Annotated in this window: 19 protein-coding genes and 2 pseudogenes; 16 read left to right on the top strand and 5 right to left on the bottom strand. The window is 51.9% G+C overall.

All coding sequences use genetic code 11. The annotated features are described in order from the left end of the window. The first annotated feature begins 64 nt into the window (after window positions 1–64). The 3 genes from uvrD (at window position 65) to corA (ending at window position 3,532) form a co-directional block, all read left to right on the top strand. Window positions 65–2,227, top strand: a complete 2,163-nt coding sequence (gene uvrD / locus AC6I4B_RS22230) for a DNA helicase II (protein ID WP_497768242.1) — start codon at window positions 65–67, stop codon at window positions 2,225–2,227. Window positions 2,228–2,374: 147 nt separating this feature from the next. Further along, window positions 2,375–2,431: a YsgD/CorL family protein gene (gene ysgD / locus AC6I4B_RS22225; RefSeq protein WP_218007475.1), complete on the top strand. Its 57-nt coding sequence runs from the start codon at window positions 2,375–2,377 to the stop codon at window positions 2,429–2,431. 150 nt (window positions 2,432–2,581) lie between these two features. Continuing rightward, window positions 2,582–3,532 carry a magnesium/cobalt transporter CorA gene (corA, locus tag AC6I4B_RS22220; RefSeq protein ID WP_497768241.1) on the top strand — a complete coding sequence of 317 codons (951 nt, stop codon included), beginning with the start codon at window positions 2,582–2,584 and terminating at the stop codon, window positions 3,530–3,532. Window positions 3,533–3,613: 81 nt separating this feature from the next. On the opposite strand, the gene rarD is transcribed toward corA, so the two are convergent. Further along, complete coding sequence (gene rarD / locus AC6I4B_RS22215) at window positions 3,614–4,507, bottom strand: EamA family transporter RarD (protein WP_497768239.1); 894 nt, start codon at window positions 4,505–4,507, stop codon at window positions 3,614–3,616. Between the two features lie 50 nt (window positions 4,508–4,557). Further along, entirely contained in the window at window positions 4,558–5,025 is a 468-nt protein-coding gene (gene yigI, locus AC6I4B_RS22210; RefSeq protein WP_497768238.1) for an acyl-CoA thioesterase YigI, read from the bottom strand. A gap of 158 nt (window positions 5,026–5,183) precedes the next feature. Between yigI and pldA the strand changes: the two genes are divergently transcribed. From pldA to rhtC, 3 genes are all read left to right on the top strand, one after another. After that, on the top strand, window positions 5,184–6,050 hold the full coding sequence (gene pldA / locus AC6I4B_RS22205) for a phospholipase A (protein WP_497768236.1): 867 nt from the start codon (window positions 5,184–5,186) through the stop codon (window positions 6,048–6,050). Between the two features lie 117 nt (window positions 6,051–6,167). Continuing rightward, on the top strand, window positions 6,168–7,994 hold the full coding sequence (recQ, locus tag AC6I4B_RS22200) for an ATP-dependent DNA helicase RecQ (RefSeq protein ID WP_497768235.1): 1,827 nt from the start codon (window positions 6,168–6,170) through the stop codon (window positions 7,992–7,994). A 60-nt stretch (window positions 7,995–8,054) separates the two neighbouring features. Then, entirely contained in the window at window positions 8,055–8,678 is a 624-nt protein-coding gene (gene rhtC, locus AC6I4B_RS22195; protein WP_497768233.1) for a threonine export protein RhtC, read from the top strand. A 42-nt stretch (window positions 8,679–8,720) separates the two neighbouring features. Here the strand turns inward: rhtC and AC6I4B_RS22190 are convergent. Both AC6I4B_RS22190 and rhtB read right to left on the bottom strand, forming a co-directional pair. After that, window positions 8,721–9,594: pseudogene (locus AC6I4B_RS22190) on the bottom strand (Rpn family recombination-promoting nuclease/putative transposase). Window positions 9,595–9,752: 158 nt separating this feature from the next. After that, window positions 9,753–10,373 (bottom strand): homoserine/homoserine lactone efflux protein, encoded by a 621-nt coding sequence (gene rhtB, locus AC6I4B_RS22185; protein WP_497768231.1) that lies wholly within the window; start codon window positions 10,371–10,373, stop codon window positions 9,753–9,755. Window positions 10,374–10,482: 109 nt separating this feature from the next. Here rhtB and pldB point away from each other — a divergent pair, with 109 nt between their 5' ends. The 3 genes from pldB to AC6I4B_RS22170 all read left to right on the top strand — a co-directional run bounded on the left by pldB (window position 10,483) and on the right by AC6I4B_RS22170 (window position 13,302). Beyond that, window positions 10,483–11,475 (top strand): lysophospholipase L2, encoded by a 993-nt coding sequence (gene pldB, locus AC6I4B_RS22180; RefSeq protein ID WP_497768229.1) that lies wholly within the window; start codon window positions 10,483–10,485, stop codon window positions 11,473–11,475. Window positions 11,476–11,516: 41 nt separating this feature from the next. After that, on the top strand, window positions 11,517–12,317 hold the full coding sequence (yigL, locus tag AC6I4B_RS22175) for a sugar/pyridoxal phosphate phosphatase YigL (RefSeq protein ID WP_497768228.1): 801 nt from the start codon (window positions 11,517–11,519) through the stop codon (window positions 12,315–12,317). Window positions 12,318–12,402: 85 nt separating this feature from the next. Continuing rightward, the gene (locus AC6I4B_RS22170) at window positions 12,403–13,302 is read left to right on the top strand and encodes a carboxylate/amino acid/amine transporter (protein ID WP_497768226.1); all 900 of its coding nucleotides are present in this window, start codon (window positions 12,403–12,405) and stop codon (window positions 13,300–13,302) included. Here AC6I4B_RS22170 and metR read toward each other — a convergent pair. Beyond that, the gene (metR, locus tag AC6I4B_RS22165; protein ID WP_497768225.1) at window positions 13,190–14,143 is read right to left on the bottom strand and encodes an HTH-type transcriptional regulator MetR; all 954 of its coding nucleotides are present in this window, start codon (window positions 14,141–14,143) and stop codon (window positions 13,190–13,192) included. The two genes, AC6I4B_RS22170 and metR, sit on opposite strands and share 113 nt — an antisense overlap. Before the next feature lie 235 nt (window positions 14,144–14,378). Between metR and metE the strand changes: the two genes are divergently transcribed. From metE to AC6I4B_RS22130, 7 genes and pseudogenes are all read left to right on the top strand, one after another. Next, window positions 14,379–16,640 carry a 5-methyltetrahydropteroyltriglutamate--homocysteine S-methyltransferase gene (gene metE / locus AC6I4B_RS22160; RefSeq protein ID WP_497768224.1) on the top strand — a complete coding sequence of 754 codons (2,262 nt, stop codon included), beginning with the start codon at window positions 14,379–14,381 and terminating at the stop codon, window positions 16,638–16,640. A 609-nt stretch (window positions 16,641–17,249) separates the two neighbouring features. Next, window positions 17,250–19,561 (top strand): annotated as a pseudogene (gene tssI / locus AC6I4B_RS22155) (type VI secretion system tip protein TssI/VgrG). Continuing rightward, window positions 19,554–20,276: a M35 family metalloendopeptidase gene (locus AC6I4B_RS22150; protein ID WP_497768222.1), complete on the top strand. Its 723-nt coding sequence runs from the start codon at window positions 19,554–19,556 to the stop codon at window positions 20,274–20,276. Before tssI ends, AC6I4B_RS22150 begins: the two are co-directional and overlap by 8 nt. A 40-nt stretch (window positions 20,277–20,316) precedes the next feature. Beyond that, window positions 20,317–21,195, top strand: coding sequence for a hypothetical protein (locus AC6I4B_RS22145; RefSeq protein ID WP_497768221.1), 879 nt, complete (start codon window positions 20,317–20,319; stop codon window positions 21,193–21,195). 67 nt (window positions 21,196–21,262) lie between these two features. Then, window positions 21,263–21,892 carry a hypothetical protein gene (locus tag AC6I4B_RS22140; protein WP_497768219.1) on the top strand — a complete coding sequence of 210 codons (630 nt, stop codon included), beginning with the start codon at window positions 21,263–21,265 and terminating at the stop codon, window positions 21,890–21,892. Then, window positions 21,880–22,068 (top strand): hypothetical protein, encoded by a 189-nt coding sequence (locus AC6I4B_RS22135; protein ID WP_497768218.1) that lies wholly within the window; start codon window positions 21,880–21,882, stop codon window positions 22,066–22,068. The genes AC6I4B_RS22140 and AC6I4B_RS22135 overlap by 13 nt, the downstream gene beginning before the upstream one ends. Window positions 22,069–22,457: 389 nt before the next feature. After that, window positions 22,458–23,873, top strand: a complete 1,416-nt coding sequence (locus AC6I4B_RS22130; RefSeq protein ID WP_497768217.1) for a PTS transporter subunit EIIC — start codon at window positions 22,458–22,460, stop codon at window positions 23,871–23,873. The last annotated feature ends 9 nt before the right edge of the window (window positions 23,874–23,882 follow it).

Genomic DNA, 23,882 nt, shown 5'->3' with positions numbered 1-23,882 from the left:
GGCCCGGCAAACGGAGCGCCACCGGGCGTTTCGGTGCTTCTTTATTTCTGACCCGGCGGTGCTAATGGACGTTTCTTACCTACTCGACAGCCTCAACGATAAACAGCGCGAAGCCGTCGCGGCAGAGCGTACCAATATGCTGGTACTCGCCGGGGCTGGCAGCGGCAAGACGCGTGTGCTGGTGCACCGCATCGCCTGGCTGCTGAGCGTAGAAAACTGCTCGCCTTACTCCATCATGGCGGTGACCTTCACCAACAAAGCGGCGGCGGAAATGCGCCACCGTATTGGCCAACTGATGGGCACGTCGCAGGGTGGCATGTGGGTAGGGACGTTCCACGGGCTGGCGCACCGTTTGCTGCGCGCGCACCATCTGGACGCCAACCTGCCGCAGGATTTCCAAATCCTCGACAGCGAAGACCAACTGCGCCTGCTGAAGCGCTTGATCAAGGCGATGAACCTTGATGAGAAGCAATGGCCACCGCGCCAGGCGATGTGGTACATCAATAGCCAGAAAGACGAAGGCCTGCGCCCGCACCATATTCAAAGCTACGGTAACCCGGTTGAACAGACCTGGCAGAAAGTCTACCAGGCCTATCAGGAAGCCTGTGACCGCGCTGGTCTGGTGGATTTCGCCGAGCTGCTGCTGCGCGCGCACGAGCTGTGGCTCAACAAGCCGCATATCCTGCAACACTATCGCGAACGTTTTAACAACATCCTGGTCGACGAGTTCCAGGATACCAACAATATTCAGTACGCCTGGATTCGCCTGCTGGCGGGCGACACCGGCAAAGTGATGATTGTGGGCGACGATGACCAGTCAATCTACGGCTGGCGCGGGGCGCAGGTGGAGAACATCCAGCGCTTCCTCAACGATTTCCCCGGTGCGGAAACTATCCGCCTGGAGCAAAACTATCGCTCGACCAGCAATATCCTCAGTGCCGCCAACGCCTTGATCGAAAACAACAACGGGCGTCTGGGCAAAAAACTGTGGACTGATGGCGCTGACGGTGAGCCGATTTCACTGTACTGCGCGTTCAATGAATTGGACGAAGCGCGCTTTGTGGTTAACCGCATCAAAACCTGGCAGGACAACGGTGGTGCGCTGGATCAATGCGCCATTCTCTACCGCAGCAACGCCCAATCGCGCGTGCTGGAAGAGGCACTGCTACAGGCCAGTATGCCGTACCGTATTTATGGGGGCATGCGCTTCTTCGAACGCCAGGAAATCAAAGATGCACTCTCTTATCTGCGTTTGATCTCTAACCGTAATGACGATGCCGCATTTGAGCGCGTGGTGAATACGCCGACGCGTGGCATTGGCGACCGGACGCTGGACGTGGTGCGCCAGACCTCGCGTGACCGCCAGTTGACGCTGTGGCAGGCCTGCCGTGAGTTATTGCAGGAAAAAGCACTTGCGGGCCGCGCCGCCAGCGCATTACAGCGCTTTATGGAGCTTATCGACGCGTTGGCGCAGGAAACCGCCGACATGCCGCTGCACGTACAGACTGACCGCGTGGTTAAAGATTCTGGCCTGCGCATGATGTATGAGCAGGAAAAAGGCGAGAAGGGCCAAACGCGAATTGAAAACTTAGACGAACTGGTCACGGCAACGCGCCAGTTCAGCTACAACGATGAAGACGAAGATTTAATGCCGTTGCAGGCGTTTCTTTCCCATGCGGCGCTGGAAGCCGGGGAAGGCCAGGCGGATACCTGGCAGGACGCGGTGCAATTAATGACCCTGCACTCGGCAAAAGGGCTGGAGTTCCCGCAGGTATTTATCGTCGGCATGGAAGAAGGGATGTTCCCAAGCCAGATGTCGCTGGATGAAGGTGGCCGTCTGGAAGAAGAACGCCGTCTGGCCTACGTTGGCGTGACCCGTGCGATGCAGAAACTGACGCTGACCTACGCGGAAACCCGCCGCCTGTACGGCAAAGAGGTTTATCACCGCCCATCACGCTTTATTGGCGAGCTGCCGGAAAACTGTGTGGAAGAGGTGCGCCTGCGCGCGACGGTGAGCCGCCCGGTTAGCCATCAGCGGATGGGGACGCCGATGTCTGAAAATGATACCGGTTATAAACTTGGCCAGCGTGTTCGCCATGCCAAATTTGGTGAAGGTACTATCGTCAACCTGGAAGGTAGTGGCGAGCATAGTCGTCTACAAGTTGCATTCCAGGGGCAGGGGATCAAATGGCTGGTGGCAGCTTACGCCAGGCTGGAAACAGTATAACTTTCAGAAAAATATAATTATTTTGTAACGATCTGCTAGCCTTACTGAACAGAAGGCAATTAATGCCGGTTAGCGTTTCGTTGCGTGTTGACGCCGTTTTTTTGCTGGCGTAACATGCGCGCACGATTACGCTAAGAGGACAAAGCCTTGGACACACCCAGTAGATGCTGGCTCACCTTCCTGTCATCCAGGAACAACTCCTAAGGCTATCCTCTTATGCTGATAGCCTTAGCGGTTGTCAGCGACTCGTATTTTCCCGTCGCATTGAGTCAGGCTGTTTAATGGTCTGAAACCCCTGTAGTTTCTGTGTGCCCACCGGCTGTCCGATAATTTTTTGCATTGGGAGTCCCGGTCATGCTGAGCGCATTTCAACTGGAAAACAATCGTTTAACGCGTCTTGAAGCAGACGAAATCGAGCACCTGGCGAGTTCCGTATGGGTCGATTTAGTCGAACCGGACGACGAAGAACGAAACCGTGTGCAAAAGGATTTGGGCCAGAACCTGGCCACGCGCCCTGAACTGGAAGACATCGAAGCATCTGCGCGTTTTTTTGAAGACGAAGATGGCCTGCACATTCACTCCTTCTTCTTTTATGAAGACGCGGACGATCACGCAGGTAACTCTACGGTTGCATTTACTATCCGCGAAGGCCGCCTGTTCACGCTGCGTGAACGCGAGCTTCCTGCGTTTCGTCTGTACCGTATGCGCGCGCGCAGCCAATTAATGGTGGATGGTAACGCGTATGAACTGCTGCTGGATCTGTTCGAAACTAAAATCGAACAACTGGCAGATGAAATTGAAAACATCTACAGCGACCTGGAAAAACTCAGCCGTGTCATTATGGAAGGGCGCCAGGGCGACGAGTACGACGAAGCGTTGTCTACGTTGGCGGAGCTGGAAGATATCGGCTGGAAAGTTCGCCTGTGTCTGATGGATACCCAGCGCGCACTGAACTTCCTGGTGCGCAAGGCGCGTTTACCGGCAAGTCAGCTAGAACAGGCGCGAGAAATCCTGCGAGATATCGAATCTCTGCTGCCGCATAACGAATCGCTATTCCAGAAAGTGAACTTTTTGATGCAGGCGGCGATGGGCTTTATCAACATCGAACAGAACCGTATCATCAAGATCTTCTCGGTGGTTTCGGTGGTGTTCCTGCCGCCTACGCTGGTGGCGTCCAGCTACGGTATGAACTTTGAGTTTATGCCGGAGCTGAAGTGGAGCTTTGGTTACCCTGGCGCGATTATCTTTATGATCCTCGCGGGGCTTGCGCCGTATCTTTACTTCAAGCGTAAGAACTGGCTGTAGCAGTATTGCCAGATGGCGCGACGCTTATCAGGCCTACCGGAACGTAGGCCGGATAAGTCGAAGCCGCCATCAGGTCTACAACTACCCGCGACGTCCCCGCCGTTGGGTATAAATGGCATCCATCACAAAAATCGCCAGCGCGACCCAGATAAACGCGAAGGTGACCATTTTGTCTGCCCCCGGCACTTCACCGTAGAACGTGACCGCCAGCAGGAACATCAGCGTTGGGCCGATATACTGGAAAAAACCCAGCGTTGACAGGCGTAGGCGTGTTGCCGCGCCGGTAAAGCACAGCAGCGGAATCGTGGTGACAACGCCCGCAGCAATCAGCAGCAGGTTCAACGACCACGGGTTTTGCCCCATATGGCTGGTGGCGCTATCGGCAATACCAAACAGGTAAATTGCCGCTACTGGCAGCAGCCACAGAGTCTCGAACAACATCCCGGTTTGCGCATCGACGGCAATTTTTTTGCGTACCAGCCCATAGAACGCAAAGCTGAATGCCAGCCCCAGCGCGATGATAGGCAGCGAGCCAAATGTCCACAGCTGCACCAGTACGCCGCAAATCGCCAGCGCGACCGCCAGCCATTGCATCCGGCGGAAACGCTCGCCGAGGAAAATCATCCCCAGCAAAATGTTCACCAGCGGGTTAATAAAGTACCCCAGGCTGGCCTCCAGCATGTGGTGGTTATTCACCGACCAGATAAACAGCAGCCAGTTACCACCAATCAGCACCGCCGACAGCGCCAGCATGAAGATCTTCTTCGGCGTTTTGAACAGCGTTTTAACCTGTGGCCATTGGCGGCTGATGCTAATCAGCGCCACCATAAAGAAAAATGACCAAATGACACGGTGGGTCAGGATCTCATCGGCAGGAACGTAGTAAATCAGCTTAAAGTAGGCGGGAGCGATGCCCCAGATAAAATAGGCGGCGAGGGCGAGAAGCACGCCCTGACGCGTCTGTTTGGGATCCATGAGAAACATCCATTACGAAAAAGTAACGCGATTTTACGCGATTATGCTGGTTATCCCACCATATAAGTCGCTGTGGCGCTGGCAATATGTGTTTTCTCTTCGTTGTGCAGTTCGACACGAGCCACGGCGACTTTGTTTCCGGCGCGCAGCAGCGTACTGCTGGCGGTAAACCGCGAACCACGGCCTGGGCGTAAATAGTCAACGCGCAGGTCGATAGTGCCCATCTTAGACAACCGCTGGCGCAGCTCATCTTCGTTGATGGTGTTGTGGCGCGCTAATGTGCTGCCCACACACACCAGCCCTGCGGCAACGTCCAATGCAGAAGCAATCACCCCGCCATGCAGAATACTTTGCGCCCAGTTGCCAACCATCATGGGCTGATTATTAAAACTCAGCTGAGCAAAGGCTTTTTCGTACACCTCCAGCTCAAGATTCAGCGCGCGGTTAAACGGCATGTGGTAAACGAAGATTTCCCCAACCAGCTTGAGGGCGGCTTCGGCAGTGAGTTCAGCAGACATACATAGCCTTATCTTGGTGTGTTAATGAAATGTTGATTTTATGCCCATTGAATGTTGATTTCTACTTTAAGTCAGGTTTGCTGAGCAAGAACTGCATAAAAATGTAGAATGTGTGTCATTTTATCATTCAATTTATTTATTTCAGGGGAAGGTGACTGATGCTGCTCTCACGGAGTGGGTTACTGGCGCTGCTGCTGCCTGTCTCAGCATTTGCGCAGGAAGCAACGATCAAAGAAGTGCACGATGTACCGGCAGTACGCGGCAGTATTATCGCCAACCTGCTGCAAGAGCATGATAATCCGTTCACGCTCTACCCTTATGAAAGCAATTATCTGCTGTATACCTGGACGAGCGATCTCAACAAAGAGGCGATTCGTTCCTACGATTGGGCGCAAAACGCGCGTAAGGACGAAGTGAAGTTCCAGTTAAGCCTGGCTTTCCCGCTGTGGCGCGGCATCCTGGGAGATAACTCGGTACTGGCGGCCTCTTATACGCAACGTTCGTGGTGGCAGCTTTCTAACAGCGATGAATCCGCACCGTTCCGTGAAACGAACTATGAGCCGCAGTTATTCCTGGGTTTTGCGACCGACTACCGGTTTGCTGGCTGGACGCTGCGAGATATCGAGGTGGGCTACAATCATGACTCCAATGGCCGCGCAGACCCAACTTCCCGTAGCTGGAACCGCCTCTACACTCGCCTGATGGCGCAAAACGGTAACTGGCTGGTAGAGGTTAAACCCTGGTATGTGGTGGGCAGCACCAACGACAACCCCGATATCACCAAATATATGGGCTATTACCGGCTGAAAATCGGCTATCAACTGGGTGATGCGGTGTTGAGCGCGCAGGGGCAATATAACTGGAATAGCGGTTATGGCGGCGCGGAGCTGGGCGTGAGTTACCCGATGAGCAAACATGTGCGTCTGTATACCCAAGTCTACAGCGGGTACGGCGAGTCGCTTATCGACTATAACTTTAACCAAACCCGCGTTGGGGTTGGTGTCATGCTTAACGATCTGTTTTAACGGGTTATCCTGCGGTTTGTTGCGAGACTGAGCGAAGGATTTCGTCTAAAACATTGCAGTTTGCTCTTTAGGCGCTGAAAATAGCGCCTGTTTTTATTTTTGGTTAATGGGGTCAATGTGGCACAGGCGGAAGTTTTAAATCAGGCATTGCTGGCTAAACAGGTTTTGCAGGAGACCTTTGGCTATCAGCAATTCCGCCCAGGCCAGGAAACCATCATTGATACCGTGCTGGAAGGCCGTGACTGTCTGGTTGTCATGCCTACCGGTGGCGGTAAATCCCTGTGTTATCAGATCCCTGCGTTGGTGTTGAATGGCCTGACGGTGGTGGTTTCACCGCTTATCTCGCTGATGAAAGACCAGGTTGACCAACTGCTGGCGAACGGCGTTGCGGCGGCCTGTATTAACTCCACGCAGACCCGCGAACAGCAGCAAGAGGTGATGGCGGGTTGCCGTAGCGGGCAGATTCGCCTGCTCTATATCGCGCCGGAACGCCTGATGCTGGATAATTTCCTTGAGCATCTGGCGCACTGGAATCCCGTGATGCTGGCGGTTGATGAAGCGCACTGTATTTCCCAGTGGGGGCACGACTTCCGCCCGGAATATGCCGCTCTTGGACAACTGCGTCAGCGCTTCCCTTCGCTGCCGTTTATGGCGCTGACCGCCACCGCCGACGACACCACCCGCACCGATATTGTGCGTCTGTTAGGGCTGAATGACCCGCTGATTCAAATCAGCAGCTTTGACCGGCCCAATATTCGCTACATGCTGATGGAGAAGTTTAAACCGCTCGATCAACTGATGCGCTATGTGCAGGAACAACGCGGGAAGTCCGGCATTATTTACTGCAACAGTCGCGCAAAAGTGGAGGACACCGCTGCGCGTCTGCAAAGCCGTGGTATTAGTGCGGCGGCGTATCATGCCGGGCTGGAAAACAGCGTGCGCGCCGAGGTGCAGGAAAAATTCCAACGTGATGACCTGCAAATCGTGGTCGCCACCGTGGCGTTTGGTATGGGCATCAACAAGCCCAATGTGCGTTTTGTGGTGCACTTCGACATTCCGCGCAATATTGAATCCTACTACCAGGAAACGGGTCGCGCAGGGCGTGATGGCCTGCCTGCGGAAGCGATGCTGTTTTACGATCCGGCCGATATGGCGTGGCTAAGACGTTGCCTCGAAGAAAAACCGGCGGGGATGCTATTAGATATTGAGCGCCACAAACTCAACGCGATGGGCGCGTTTGCCGAAGCGCAAACCTGCCGCCGCCTGGTGTTGCTCAACTATTTTGGCGAAGGACGTCAGGAGCCGTGCGGTAACTGCGATATCTGCCTCGACCCACCTAAACAGTACGATGGCGTACAGGATGCGCAAATCGCGCTTTCCACCATCGGCCGGGTTAACCAACGTTTTGGGATGGGCTATGTCGTGGAAGTGATTCGCGGGGCGAATAATCAGCGTATCCGCGAGTTTGGTCACGACAAACTCAAAGTGTACGGTATGGGGCGCGAGAAGAGCCATGAGCACTGGGTGAGCGTGATTCGTCAGCTGATCCATCTTGGCTTTGTTACCCAAAATATCGCCCAGCACTCGGCATTACAGCTTACCGACGCGGCTCGCCCTGTGCTGCGTGGTGAAACGCCACTACAGCTTGCCGTTCCGCGTATCGTGGCACTGAAACCGCGCGTGATGCAGAAAGCCGCCGTCGGCAACTACGACAGGCAGTTGTTCTCGAAGCTGCGTAAGCTGCGTAAAGCGATTGCGGATGAAGAAAATATCCCGCCGTATGTCGTCTTTAACGATGCGACGCTTATCGAAATGGCAGAACAAATGCCGATTTCACCAAGCGATATGCTCAGCGTTAACGGCGTGGGAACGCGCAAACTCGAACGCTTTGGCCGTGAGTTTATGGCGCTGATTCGCGCCCACGTTGATGGCGATGATGAGTAGTCATTAGCTTTAAAAAGTGCCAATATAGTTGCTCGCTGAATTATTTCCCGTGGGTACGTTATGTTAACTCTGTTTCTGACAGTGGCGCTGGTGCACATCATTGCGTTGATGAGCCCTGGGCCGGACTTCTTCTTTGTTTCCCAAACAGCCGTCAGCCGTTCGCGCAAAGAAGCGATGATGGGCGTGCTGGGTATTTCCTGTGGCGTGATGGTTTGGGCAGGTATCGCTCTGCTGGGCCTGCATCTGATTATCGAAAAAATGGCGTGGCTGCATACCATCATTATGGTCGGCGGTGGTCTGTATCTGTGCTGGATGGGCTACCAGATGCTGCGCGGCGCACTGAAAAAAGAGACAGCGTCGGCAGCCGCTGAACCCCAGGTTGAGCTGGCGCAGGGTGGGCGTAGCTTTATGAAAGGGTTACTGACCAACCTGGCAAACCCGAAGGCAATTATCTATTTTGGCTCGGTGTTCTCGCTGTTTGTTGGCGACAACGTCGGCGCGGGCGAGCGTTGGGGGATCTTCCTGCTGATTATCATTGAAACGCTGGCCTGGTTCACCGTCGTCGCAAGTCTGTTCGCTTTGCCTACCATGCGCCGTGGCTACCAGCGTATGGCGAAGTGGATTGACGGCATCGCCGGGACGCTGTTTGCCGGTTTCGGTATCCACCTGATTATTTCGCGCTAAATACTTGCCCCACTCCGGCGTGTGCTGGGGTGGGTTATGCTGTTAGTGTTGCAGTTGTTTGAGTTCTTCTTGCGACAGACCGGTCATTTCCATAATCGCCTGAAGCTCAAAACCCCGCTGTAGCATGGCTTTCGCCACGTCGATCAGGGCAGATTGCCTTCCATCATTGCGTAACTTTTCCGCCAGCGTCATCAGTTCTTCTCCATGCTGCGGCACACGTTGTGCCAGCCCATACAGTAATGTTTGAACATCCTGTGCTTCTCCCGCCTGCACCATGTAGTTTACCAACACGCGGATTTGCTGTCTGCTCATCCGCGCCCGTATCAGCAGATGGCTGAGTTTATCCAGCAGTGTTGCCATGTCCCGCTGGCGGATATGCTTCTGAATTAGCGTCAGGGCTGCCATGCTACGGTGTTGCATGATTTCGTCATCGGGAATCAAGGTGATATCAACCAACGGAAAGTCATGGGTATACAACTGCTGTGCGATGTCCGAATCTGGAAAGTCGCTTAACCAATTCATTGGCCAGGGATAAGGGCTGCGTTTGCCCTGATAGAACAGCACGGGAATCACCCAGCGGCAGCGTTTTATGCCCCGCATCCAAATGTCGCTGCATGGCGGCTACCGCGTACCGCAACAGGCGGAATGCCATATGTTCATCCGGTGAGCTTTGATGCTCAATCAGGACGTGGACGTAACCGTGCCCTTTCGTCGTCTCCAGCGAATAGAGGATATCGCTGTAATACTGGCGCAATCGGTCTTCAATAAAACTGCCGGATTCCAGATGCAGCGTATCGAGGTTACAGATTTGCTTTAAAGATGGCGGGAGGTGAATTTCAATAAAGTCTCGTGCTATCTCGGGTTGAGAGAGAAATATTTTGAATACTGCGTCATGAGGTGTGGTTGACTCCGCCATTGTGCATCATCCGTGAGTGACATCTGGCGGCATTCTGGCACGACGAATCGAAAGGCAACAGCGGATCACTCAAACGTTCTCACGCGTTGCGAGCTGGCTCGGAACGCGTGAGAACACCATTATGCATTTAACCATTCTGCTGCGATCGGCCTTCCATTTTACGCATGTCGCGCCGAGGCCAGCAGCGCGCCAACCAACATAAACAGCGAACCGAACACTTTGTTCAGTGCTTTCATTTGCTTCGGCCCTTTGATCCACGCCGAAATGCGCTGCGCCAGCGTGGCATAGCCAATCATCACGATAATATCGACCACGACGGTGGTAACGCCCAGCACCAGATACTGCATGATTTGCGGCTGATCGGGGGAGATAAACTGCGGAAACAGCGCGGCAAGAAACACGATGCTTTTCGGGTTGGTCAGATTAACGAAAACCGCACGCTGGAACAGTTTGCCGCGAGTTTGTGTTTTCGCCAGCGTTTTCAGGTCAAGTGAACCGGCGGCGCGCCACTGTTGAATGCCCAGCCAGATAAGATACGCCGCACCCGCCCATTTCAACACTTCGAAGGCCAGCACCGAGCGAGAAAACAGAGTGCCGAGGCCAACGCCAACCAGCACAATATGAATCGCCAGCCCGGTTTGTAGCCCGGCAATGGACGCCACCGCGCCACGATAACCGTGGTTAATTGAGGTGGTCATGGTATTGATGGCCCCTGAACCTGGCGACAGACTGAGAATTATGGATGTGAGCAGGTAGGCGAACCACCATTCGAAGGTCATGAGAATCTCCCTGATTGTCTGTTTTTATGCCACAATACGCTATTGTAAGGGCGCTGTGTTATGCGTCACAAAAAAACGATTTTCAGCGGTTAACGGGGGTGGAAGCCCGATGTTTCAACAGCAAAAGGATTGGAATACCAGAGAAAGCACGTTTGCTGCATTCACCACTGGGGCGCTCATGGATTTTTGGCGGCAGCGGGAAGAAGCAGCGTTTACCGGTGTTGATGGCATTCCTGTTCGGTTTGTTCGGTTCAGTTCGACGGCTCACGACCGCGTTATCGTGGTCTGCCCTGGGCGAATCGAAAGTTACGTTAAATATGCTGAGCTGGCGTTTGACCTGTTCCACAGCGGCTTCGATGTTCTGATTATCGACCATCGTGGGCAAGGGCGTTCCGGGCGAATGCTCTCTGACCCGCATCGTGGGCATGTGGCGAAATTTAGCGACTATGTCGATGATTTAGCCGCTTTCTGGCAGCAGGAAGTCGCGCCCGGTCACTGGCGTCAGCGGTTTATCCTCGCGCATTCAATGGGCGGGGCGATTGCCACGCAGTTTTTACAACGCCATCCACAGGGCTGTGATGCCATCGCGCTTTGTGCGCCGATGTTCGGTATTATCATGCGTCTGCCTGAATGGGTTGTGCGGCCACTTCTCGATTGGGCTGAGGGCCATCAGCGTCTTCGGGAAGGGTATGCGATGGGAACCGGGCGTTGGCACGCATTGCCATTCAGCCTTAATGTGCTGACCCATAGCCGCGAACGTTATCGGCGTAATGTGCGTTTTTATGCCGATGAACCTCGGCTGCGCGTGGGCGGGCCGACGTATCACTGGGTCAGAGAAGGCATTCTCGCGGGGGAGAACATCCTCGCTAATGCCGCGCAAGACACGTTCCCCGTCCTGCTGATTCAAGCGGAAGAAGAGCGCGTTGTTGATAACCGTATGCACGATCGCTATTGCGAACTTCGCGCCGAAGCGGGCCATCCTTGCGATGGCGGTAAGCCGCTTGTCATACAGGGTGCGTACCATGAGATCCTTTTTGAAAAGGACGTTATGCGCTCAGTTGCACTCAATGCCATCGTCGATTTTTTCAATCGACACCCTTAATTCGGCGCTCGCGCCGCACTGTTTAGAGGTTAAATTCGTTTATGTACCAGGTTGTTGCGTCTGACTTAGATGGCACATTGCTCTCCCCTGACCACCACTTAACGCCGTATGCGAAAGAGACGTTAAAGTTGCTGACCGAACGCGGCCTGAATTTCGTTTTTGCTACCGGGCGTCACTACATCGACGTAGGCCAAATCCGCGACAATCTCGGAATCAAATCCTACATGATCACCTCTAACGGCGCGCGCGTGCACGACGCTGATGGCAAACAGGTTTTCGCTCACAACCTTGACCGCGACATTGCGGCTGACCTCTTCGGGATGGTGGCCTCAAACCCGGATATCATCACTAACGTCTACCGCGACGATGAGTGGTTCATGAACCGCCACCGCCCGGAAGAGATGCGTTTTTTCAAAGAAGCGGTGTTCAACTACACGCTGTATGAGCCGGGACTGCTGGAGCCAGAAGGCGTCAGCAAAGTGTTCTTTACCTGTAATGACCACCAAACGCTGCTGCCCTTGGAGCAGGCGATTAACGCCCGTTGGGGCGATCGCGTTAACGTCAGCTTCTCCACGCTGACCTGCCTCGAAGTGATGGCGGGCGGTGTCTCGAAAGGCCACGCGCTGGATGCGGTCGCGAAAGCGATGGGCTATACGCTGAAAGATTGCATCGCTTTTGGTGACGGCATGAACGACGCCGAAATGCTGTCGATGGCAGGTAAAGGTTGCATCATGGAAGGAGCGCATCAGCGCCTGAAAGATTTGCATCCGAATCTGGAAGTGATTGGCTCTAACGCCGATGATGCGGTTCCGCACTATTTGCGTAAGTTGTATCTCGATTAAAAAATGATATCTGGCTATTAAGTGGTCAGTTGTCAACCTGCATCTCCGCTACAATGAGTGCTCATCTTCTTATGAGACATTCATTGTGGCGCTACTTATTATCACCACTATTCTGTGGGCCTTCTCTTTTAGCTTCTACGGCGAATATCTTGCCGGGCATGTGGATAGCTATTTCGCGGTGTTGGTGCGTGTTGGCCTGGCGGCGCTGGTGTTTTTACCGTTTCTGCGTACCCGTGGGCACAGCCTAAAAACCGTTGGCCTGTATATGCTGGTGGGCGCAATGCAACTGGGCATTATGTATATGCTGAGTTTCCACGCCTATCTGTACCTCACCGTATCGGAGCTGCTGCTGTTTACTGTGCTGACACCGCTCTATATCACGCTGATTTATGACTTAATGAGTGGCCGCCGTCTGCGTTGGGGCTACGCATTCAGTGCGCTGCTGGCAGTGGTTGGTGCAGGGATTATTCGTTATGACCAGGTGACTGACCATTTCTGGACTGGCCTGCTCCTGGTACAGCTATCGAATATCAGCTTTGCGATTGGCATGGTGGGCTATAAACGGCTGATGGAAACCCGCCCAATGCCGCAGCATAACGCTTTTGCCTGGTTCTATCTTGGCGCGTTTGTGGTGGCGGCAGTTGCCTGGTCACTGCTCGGCAATGCGCAGAAAATACCGGAAACCCACTTACAGTGGGGCATTCTGGTGTTTCTTGGCGTGGTGGCATCGGGGATTGGCTACTTTATGTGGAACTACGGTGCGACGCAGGTCGATGCGGGAACGTTGGGCATTATGAATAACATGCATGTGCCTGCGGGGCTGCTGGTTAACCTGGCAATCTGGCATCAACAGCCCCACTGGCCGAGCTTCCTTACAGGTGCTGCGGTGATCCTGGCGTCACTGTGGGTGCATCGTAAGTGGGTCGCTCCGCGTTCTTCACAAACGGCAGGTGATCGCAAGCGTGGTTCCGCGCTGAGCGAATAAACGCCTCCATAACTGGCTGACGCTGCTCGCCATCACGTACGGCGGCGTACAGCCTGCTCCACAGCCCTTCGCCCAGGGTTTTGGTCACAATCAGACCCTGGCGCTCAAAACTCTCCACGACCCAGTGCGGCAGCGCGGCAATGCCCATTCGTGCGGCAACCATCTGAATCAGCAGCAGCGTGTTATCCACGCTTTTCAACTGCGGGCTAATTCCGGCTGGCTGAAGGAAATGACGCCAGATATCCAGGCGTTGACGCTGCACCGGATAAATCAGCAGCGTTTCCGATGCTAAATCTTCCGGTGTGATGCGCGCTTTGCTCGCCAGCGTGCTTTCTGGCGACAGTACCAGGCGTACTTCGTAATCAAACATCGGTGAATAGTGCAGCCCGCTACGCGGCAGAATATCGGAGGTCAACACGATATCCAGCTCGCTCTGCTGTAGCGCAGGCTGCGGGTCGAAGGTGACTCCAGACTTAAAGTCCATTTCCACCTGCGGCCACTGTTTGTGGAAGTTCTCCAGCGCTGGCGTCAGCCACTGAATACAGCTATGGCACTCAATGGCAATGCGCAGCGTGGCTTGCTGCGGCTCATTGCAGGCCTGTAGCGCCTGGCTAATTTGCGGCAGCACTTGGCTTGCTAACTGAAGCAAAATCTCGCCTTGCGGGGTAAAGCGCAACGGCTGGCTCTTGCGGACAAATAGTCGAAAGCCGAGGCGCTGCTCCAGATCGCTAAACTGGTGAGAAAGGGCGGATTGTGTCTGGTGCAGCGTTGCCGCTGCAGCGGCGAGCGAGCCGCAGTTCCGCAACGCCTGGAGCGTTTTCAGATGTTTAATTTCGATCATGAAAGTCCTTCACTTCGGCATGAACAATTTGCGCTTGAGGAATATACAGTAACTGTCAATTATGGATGTGTAAACATCTGGATGGCTAAAATCCTTCGTCTTTTAAATTTATGGCGCGTTGGCGGCGTCGGCTCACCCTGGTCACTTACTGTTGTAAGCTCCCTGGGATGAGCAAACTTGCCGCCTTCCCTAAATTCAAAATCCAAAGGATTTACAATTTATTAGAGGAAGAAAAATGACAATATTGAACCATACCCTCGGTTTTCCTCGCGTTGGCCTGCGTCGCGAGTTGAAAAAAGCGCAAGAAAGCTACTGGGCGGGTCATGCCTCCCGTGAAGAACTGCTGGCGGTGGGGCGCGAGCTGCGCGCCCGCCACTGGGATCAGCAAAAGCACGCGGGCATTGACCTGCTGCCCGTGGGCGATTTCGCCTGGTACGATCATGTTCTGACGACCAGCCTGCTGCTGGGTAACGTGCCAGCTCGTCATCAGAACAAAGACGGCTCTGTGGATATCGACACGCTTTTCCGTATTGGCCGTGGCCGTGCACCGACCGGCGAACCTGCGGCAGCGGCGGAAATGACCAAATGGTTTAACACCAACTATCACTATATGGTGCCTGAGTTTGTGAAAGGCCAGCAGTTCAAACTGACCTGGACGCAACTGCTGGATGAGGTTGATGAGGCGCTGGCGCTGGGGCACAAAGTGAAACCTGTGCTCTTGGGGCCGGTGACTTACCTGTGGCTGGGTAAAGTGAAGGGCGAACCGTTTGACCGGCTGAGCCTGCTCAACGATATTCTACCGGTTTACCAACAGGTGCTGGCAGAGTTGGCAAAACGTGGCATCGAATGGGTACAAATCGACGAACCGGCGCTGGTGTTGGAGCTGCCGCAAGAATGGCTGAATGCCTTTAAACCGGCTTACGATGCGCTGGCAGGTCGGGTGAAGCTGCTGCTGACCACCTATTTTGAAGGTGTCACGCCGAACCTCGATACCATCGCCGCGCTGCCGGTGCAGGGGCTACACGTTGATTTGGTACACGGTAAAGATGATGTTGCGGAACTGCATCAGCGTCTGCCTGCCGACTGGCTGCTGTCTGCCGGACTGGTGAACGGGCGTAACGTCTGGCGTGCCGATCTCAGCGAAAAATACGCACAAATTAAAGCGATCGTCGGCAAACGTGCGCTGTGGGTGGCTTCTTCGTGCTCCCTGCTGCACAGCCCTATCGATCTCAGCGTTGAAACCCGTCTGGATGCGGAAGTGAAGAGTTGGTTTGCCTTCGCCCTGCAAAAATGTGCAGAGCTGGCGCTGCTGCGCGATGCGCTCAACAGCGGCGACACCCGTGCGCTGGCGGAATGGAGCGCCCCGATTCAGGCGCGCCGCCACTCCACGCGGGTACATAATGCTGGCGTTGAAAAACGTCTGGCGGCGATTAGCGCCCAGGACAGCCAGCGCGCCAATCCTTATGAAGTGCGTGCGCAGGCGCAGAGAGCGCGTTTTAACCTGCCAGCCTGGCCGACCACCACGATTGGCTCATTCCCGCAAACCACCGAAATTCGTGGCCTGCGTCTGGACTTTAAAAAGGGCAATCTGGATGCCAACCACTATCGCACTGGCATTGCCGAACATATCAAGCAGGCGATTATTGAGCAGGAGCGTTTAGGTCTGGATGTGCTGGTACACGGCGAAGCCGAGCGTAACGACATGGTGGAATATTTTGGCGAGCATCTGGACGGTTTTGTTTTCACCCAAAACGGTTGGGTGCAGAGTTACGGCTCCCGCTGCGTGAAGCCGCCGGTGGTGATTGGCGACGTTAGCCGCCCAGAAGCGATCACCGTTGAGTGGGCAAAATATGCACAGTCTCTGACCGATAAACCGGTGAAAGGTATGCTGACCGGCCCGGTGACGATTCTGTGCTGGTCGTTCCCGCGTGAAGATGTGACTCGTGAAACCATCGCTAAACAAATTGCGCTGGCGTTGCGTGACGAAGTGGCGGATCTGGAAGCGGCAGGTATCGGTATTATTCAGATTGATGAACCGGCGCTGCGCGAAGGTTTACCGCTGCGCCGCAGCGACTGGGCGGCCTATCTGGAATGGGGCGTGGAAGCCTTCCGCATCAACGCCGCCGTGGCGCGCGATGACACCCAGATCCACACTCACATGTGTTATTGCGAGTTCAATGACATCATGGATTCCATCGCCGCGCTGGATGCCGATGTGATAACCATCGAGACTTCGCGCTCTGATATGGAACTGCTGGAATCGTTCGAAGAGTTTGACTACCCGAATGACATTGGGCCTGGCGTGTACGACATTCACTCGCCAAACGTACCAAGCGTCGAATGGATTGAGGCGCTGCTGAAGAAAGCCGCCCTGCGTATTCCGGCAGAACGCCTGTGGGTGAACCCAGACTGCGGCCTGAAAACGCGCGGCTGGCCGGAAACCCGTGCCGCGCTGGCGAACATGGTACAAGCCGCGCAGAACCTGCGTCAGGCGTAATGGCAGCACAAACGCCAGCAATATTGCTGGCGTTTAACATTTTTACCTGATAGCGGGCGTAGCAAAGTATTCTGCCCACCGTACTGATGTTGTCTCCCCTGCTAATCCTTCAGTCGAGTCGTGATCTCAGATATTTGACCATCGCTCAGGCTACATCATCTGGACTCTGTTCCCCAAAATAACCGACTAATTAGCATTACTATTTATATCGTGCTCGTGAATTTATTTATGAGAAGTATCAATGCTAGATAAATTCTATTAAATTCCTGATGTTTGAAAAATTATTTCCTCAGGAAAACCTATATAACACAATGTTTATAATATTTGAGTAATGCGTCACAATGCCCGATGAGAAATGATTTACCATTGATGTCAGTATGATAACCACTATGCCCTTAATATTAGAGTAGGGAAAACAACCTAATATATATCTCTCAATATAATGTGGGTGAACGATTATAGCCGCCAATGTTATTTTGAAATTCAAAATAAATCAAATTTCGATATATTGACACTGATAATGATATTCCGCCATCAGTTTATGGGGAGAATGGCGTGGTTATCGGTAGCAGTTCGGTAAATGTGGGCTGATATATCCATGAGGTAAATATGTCATTAAAAGGACTGCGATTTACGCTGGCAGTGGACGGGCTGCCGGAGACGGCCACTGCGGTGGTGAAGTTTTTCCCTCGAGCAGCGCTACTCGGCTCCTCTCGCCGACGTCGATCGCCAGCTCCCTTCCCGAGCCGGAGGCCACGGATTTTCTGGAAAAACGCGCCGTGCTGACTCTCTGGCAGGGGTCGGTCGCCCCTGCGAACGCGTCACCGGCATCACATCACCCGCATGGTGCGGGGGGAGAACAATCACTGGCAGACAAAATACCGGCTGGCGATCTCGCCGCCGCTCTGGCGCTGCGGCCTGCGGCAGAACTTCCGTATCTTTCAGCAGCAGGATATTCAGACCATCACCGCCACGCTGCTGGCCGGAAACGGCGTCACGGCCTGGACGCCGGTGTTTACGAGCCGCATCCGGCGCGGGAATTTGTGTTTCAGTACGGCGAAACCGACCTCAATGTTCTGGCGCGGCTGTGGGCGGAGCAGGGCATTTCTTCTATGATGGATGCGCGAAAGACGGGGCGGAGCAAAAACTGGTGCTGAGCGACGAGGTGTCCGGCGCTGGCGTCATGGCCGGAAGTGCTGTTTAACCCGAACGTTTCAACCGATACACCCTACGGAAACGAACATCAGCACCTTCCGCTACCAGGCACAGATACGCCCGTCGTCGGTGGAAATCCAGGACTATACCTTCAAATCTCCGCGCTGGGCGGCGTATTACAACCGTACCGGACGGTTTCTGAACGGGCAACTGACCGAGTATGAAATTTTTGATTATCCGGGGCGGTTCAGGATGAGCAGCACGGGGCAGGCATTTGTCCGTTACCGGACAGACAGCCTGCGCTGCGATGCTGAAATGGCCGGAGGCAGCAGCAACTCCCCGACGCTGTCGCCGGGCGTGCGGTTTCCATCCTACGGAACATCCGTCGGCGTCGCTGAACCGGGAGTGGCAGGTGGTGAGCAGTTGCCGACGGGTGAGCAGCCGCAGGTGCTGCACGGCAGCCAGGGCCGGGGAACCACCCTCAATAATCAGTTTGAAGTCATTCCGGCAGACCGCACCTGCGGCCCGCCGCGCTGCAAAAACCGCAGGTGGATGGCCCGCAGAGCGCCATTGTCACCGGCCCGGCGGGCGAGGAAATCTTCTGCGATGCGTACGGTCGGGTGCGGGTACGTTTTCACTGGGATTGCTACAGCCCGGGGAATGAAGACAGCTCGTGCTGGTGACGGGTATCACAGGCGTGGGCGGGCGCGGGTTTCTGGCCATCTCGCCATTCCACGCGTGGGCAGGAAGTGATCGCGATTTTCTGAATGGCGATCCGGATCAGCCGATCATCATGGGCAGAACTTACCATCAGGATAACCGCCCGCCGGGAAGGCTGCCGGCCGACAAAAACGCAGATGACGATACGCTCAAAAACCTATAAAGGCAGCGGGTTTAACGAGCTGAATTTGACGACGCGACCGGGAAAGAACAGGTGTATATCCATGCGCAGAAAAATATGGATACGGAGGATATGAACGACCCGCACCACGAATGTGAAAGTGGATCGATCGGAAACTATCGGCAACAACCAGAATATTACCGTCGGTCTGGGGCAGACGGTGCGGGTCGGTAAGGAGAATGCCGGCGGGCACGATCAGAGCGTGACGGTGGCGCATGATCGAAGCATCACGGTAGGCAACGATCAGACGCTGAAGGTGGTGAAAGACCGGCGGGTGAACATCGACCATGACGACAACCTGTACGTGGCGAACAACCGCCGGATAACGGTGGAGGGAAAGCAGGAGCACAGAACCACCGGGAACCATATCAGCCGGGTGGAAGGCAAATGCAGCCTCGAGGTGAAAGGCGATCGGGCGGAAAAAGTGAGCGGTGCGCTGGGTATTCTTGTTAACGACGATATTGTGCTGGAGAGCCGCAGCCGGATAAGCCTGAAAGTGGGCGGCTCGTTCGTGGTGATACACGCGGGTGGCGTGGACATCATGGGGCCGGTGATCAATCTGAATGGCGGGGGGAGCCCGGGGATGCTGGTGGAGACGCTGCAAGTCGTAGGACTGACAGATAGGAGTGATGAATCAGATGACGATGGTTATGATAAATATTATCTCCAGTTTTGCTTTGTTGATGTAAATGAAAAGCCTTACTCAAATATAAATTATACGGCTTTTTTTTCTGATAATACGCAGATTCGAGGCATAACAGATGTTAATGGATATACAGAGGTTTTTGTTAGGGAAGATGATAGTAAGATCTCTGTAAAACTATTTAATCCGGATTTTGACACATGCTGGGGTAAAAATGAGTGATACAACAACAAGTTTTCCATCTAAAGAGAAGAAAGTTTTTAAGCAATGTAAGATAAATGATTTCGAGGCTATGATAGCAGAAACCTTAGGTGCTCTGGATAAAGTATTAGAACAGAGAACTAAAGATTTAAACTTGTGGGGCGAAAAGGAACAGCGTGATTTTCTTAATATATTTGGATGGGAGGGGAATGAGGTTGTTCATGTAGATATGCCTGTAAGAGGTGTATCTAACTTGGTTGAGATGACTGCAAAGGAAGTTATTTTTGATTGTGTTAAACGTATTTTTTATGTCAGAGGAACAATGACAGTCTCTAGTTTTCTTAATAGAATAGATAGTGCAAGAGAAGTCTGTGCAAGCGTAAAGGGAGAGCCTCAGGATAATTATGAAGTCGAGATTGGGATAAACTTTGTTGGAAGGCGTAACAGAAATAATGGGAAAGACCGTATATGCATGAGTATTACCGGTCGTGATTCCAGAGTTTCCACTCTTTGCCATGAATTAAGCCATATTCCCAAACAATATGCCTCTCCTAAAGACGGTGGGATCGGTGCATCTGATTATGACTCGAAAGGAATAAAAAAATCACCTTATAAAGACGACATGGAAAGTTATGAACAACATGTTGCGGGTGCTAATTTATTAATTTTTAATAAAAGCGAGTGTGTTTTTGATAATGCTTATAATCTTGAAAGATATTTCGAGATTGATATTTGAACATTCTTTTTAGTAGGCTAATAAATATTAGGCTGTTTGTATGAGAAAAATAACGTTTCTATTCATTTTTATAATAAACCTAATCGGTTGTTATGTATTTTCTTTCGGTGTTTTTGCAAATGAGTTGTCTGTAATAAAATATGGCTATGGTATACGGGAATGTGATGGAGATAAATGTATAGATGCACGTATACATCCTAAACTATGGTATCAAGGAAATGAGCTTAACGTTCGTTTTAAATTAGCAGAGGATAATATATTTAGAGAACGGCAGTTGTATGGGATCACTACTGCACTAACAGCGGAACATAGTTCTGGTGATGTGATAGCCATTCTTTCATTTCAAAATAAAAGCACTAGCTCATACTTTATTCGGGACGCATCATTACCATACTCTCCAGAGAAATATAATATTCGCGATGATTTCTCTGACGACAATAAACCGTGTAGGATGCTTTTTTTTATCGCTACTGATAATGTTCTTTTAGATTACCTTGGTGATCAATGTGATCTCCGCTCCTCTTTTTATGAAGAAGATTGGATAGAATTTCCTCCAGGCAAGAGAATGGAATTTAAAATTAAACTTAATGATGATTATGAGTTTATGAAAGGGGTTAATGTATACAGTATAAAGAGCGCAAGCTTCACTTTCGTAAGGAAACAATGGATTATTGAGAATAATACTAACAAAAATTTGCTCAACATCTTGGATGTATGTGAATGGTTGGGTATTTATTCTCTCGATTATTTATTGCCATTTAAAGGTGATTTTTATTGCAAAAAAATTTCCTTTAGTGATTTTGTTCAGAAGTTTGGTTTTGATGGAAATGACTATGGCAATATGTTTATTGTTAGTTCAAATCAAGTTAATGTTAAACTAAATGGTGATGAGATAAAATCTCTATACAAAAGACAGTAATTATAGAGGGTTGATATTTACATGTATATTAATAGTCTTTCAGAGAGAATGTGCAGTAGGTTTTTATATGCCGTTTGCATATTTTTTATGTTCTCTTGTTACTTTAGGTAAAGCAAATGCTAATGATATATATGTTATAAAGTATGCATATGGAAAGAGAGGGTGGAATGGTGTTGAATATGAACCTGCCAATGTGCGCCCACTATATTCATATCGTCAATACTATTCTGTTTCAGATATTGAAAGTATAAAGACAAAGAAACTCATTAATGTTGATTTCAGACTTTTGATAAATAAGAAAGACAATGCCATATCATCTTCCATTATTTTTAAGAATAATGGTGATGAGTCTGTTTTTATTCCTGAGTTATCATTTTCTGAGTGGAAAATGAACTTTATAATAACTACCGACAATATGATTTTAGAATATTTGGGTGGCAAGTTTAATTATGGTGGCGATTTTGAAAAAGATGATTGGATTGAAGTCCCTCCGAAAACATCAATTGTACTCACACAGGGGTTAAATAAAAATTATAATTTTCTGCCTGGTAGGAGGATATACAGGATTAATTCAGTCGAATATACTATCGCCAATAATAAATGGTTTATATATAATTCTATATATAAGAGTTTTATCTCAATAGTTATGCCAAAAAAGACAACGTGTATTACCAAAAAAATACGATGTATCTTTTAAAGAATAATGTGATATGTGAACAAAACAATCATGAAGCAGGACGGGCATTGATGAACCAGCTAGAAGTATTTGGTCTTTACAGTTTTGGCAATCATTTAGGGGGAGACAATTCATTTAAAATAAGGACGAATCAAGTCATGGTTGAGATTGATGGCGATAAAGTTACGGATAAATAAGATAGAGGAGACGCCAGTACTTGTAGCGATGTGATTATCGGTAAATATTTTCTGTTAATAATGAGTAAATAAAGCGCACAAAAGATACATGCATTTATCTGATTAAATAAAGGCATTACTGACACTACGGGGTGTTAATCCCTGTCTGGTCGGTCAAGCCATGCTGTACCCCCTGCGCTAAACAGGGTCTTACAAGAGTGTAACGGTGTTGGGTGCGCCTGCTTGCCTGTCGGCAATATTTGCTCGTTTCCCGATCCCTTTCCCCCTTGGTACTTCATGCATAAAGCCCGTTGATCGTCACTGTTGTTGACTTTATGACATTTCTCACAAATATAATATCATTATATTGTTATAACAATTGCCACCAAAAATAACAAAGGAACCTCTGTATGGACTACAAGCTGGTGGGAAACGCAATTGTGAAGCATTGTGGCGGCCTGTCGAATTTGCTGCATGTCACTAACTGTATGACGCGGGTGCGCATGACGATTGGCGATCCTTCGCTTGTTGATATCGCTGCGCTGAAAGGTATCGAGGGTGTGCTGGGCGTGGTGGAAGATGACACGCTCCAGGTGATTGTCGGGCCGGGGAAATCCTCAAAAGTCGCTGACGTTATCAATGCCTCATTGAAAGGTGCGCCAGTGGATGACGCGCCGTTAAGCGACGTTGAGCAAAAAGCCAAGCTGGCGCGGGCACGCGCCAGAAAGCAGACGCGCACGAAGGTCATCCTCAAGCATATCGCGAATATCTTTGTTCCTATTCTGCCTGCGCTGATTGCCGCCGGTATCCTGATGGGCATTAACAACGTAGTGGTCAACTCGGCGGCATCCTGGGCGTTGAGCCATCATATTTCGGCGCTCGGCGATCTGTCGCCCACGCAGGTTGTGTTGGATCAGCGCCATTTGCTCGGCGTTAGCCAGTTCCTCGATATTGTTTCGAAAGCGTTGTTTGGCTTTCTGGCTATTTACGCTGGCATTACGGCGGCGCGTGAATTTGAAGGCAACTTGATTCTGGGTGGCCTGCTGGGTGCAATTACGATTATGCCGCAGGTGACGGCTTTAGGGCTGATTCCCGGCCAGGGCGGCCTGATTGGCGTTATCTTTGCCGTCTGGTTGATGTGCCTGCTGGAAAAACAGGTGCGGCGGTTTGTGCCGGATATTGTGGATGTGGTGGTGACGCCAACAATTGTGCTGCTGGTGATGGCGGCGGCACTGCTTTTGGTCATCATGCCCGCTGCCGGTATTGTTTCTGACGGTATTTTGCATGGCCTGAACGGCTTGCTGGAACATGGCGGCATTGCCGCAGGGTTCGTGCTTTCGGCGCTGTTCCCATTCCTGATTTCACTCGGCCTGCATCACGGCCTGTTCCCGATTCATATTGAGATGATTAACGCCACCGGACACGCGCCGCTGTTTGCTATCCAGATTATGTCTAATGCGGGGATGGTCGGCGCGGCTACCGCCGTTCTCTTGCTAACGCGCGACCCAGTGATGAAGAAAATTGCTAAAGGGGCGATTCCAACCTCCATTCTGGCCGTGGGCGAGCCGACCATTTTTGGCGTCAATATTCCCGCCGGTTTTGCCTTTATTACCGGTTCGATTGGTGCTGGTTTTGGCGGTGTGATGGTGGTGTTGCTTGGCGTCTCTACTAACGGTGTTGGTGCTGCGGGGCTTTCGGCGCTGCCGCTTATCGCCGATGGCAAATATCTGCAATACATCTTGTCATGGTTAGTGGGCTGTGCAGCGGCGTTTGCGCTGACGTATGTCGTCGGCAAAGTCCGTGGTTACGATAAAGAAACGGCGTGAAGAGAGGAA

The sequence above is a fragment of the Kluyvera fluvialis genome (assembly GCF_059725275.1).
The sequence above is the reverse complement of the archived record's forward strand: the minus strand, read 5'-3'. Positions and strand labels throughout refer to the sequence as shown.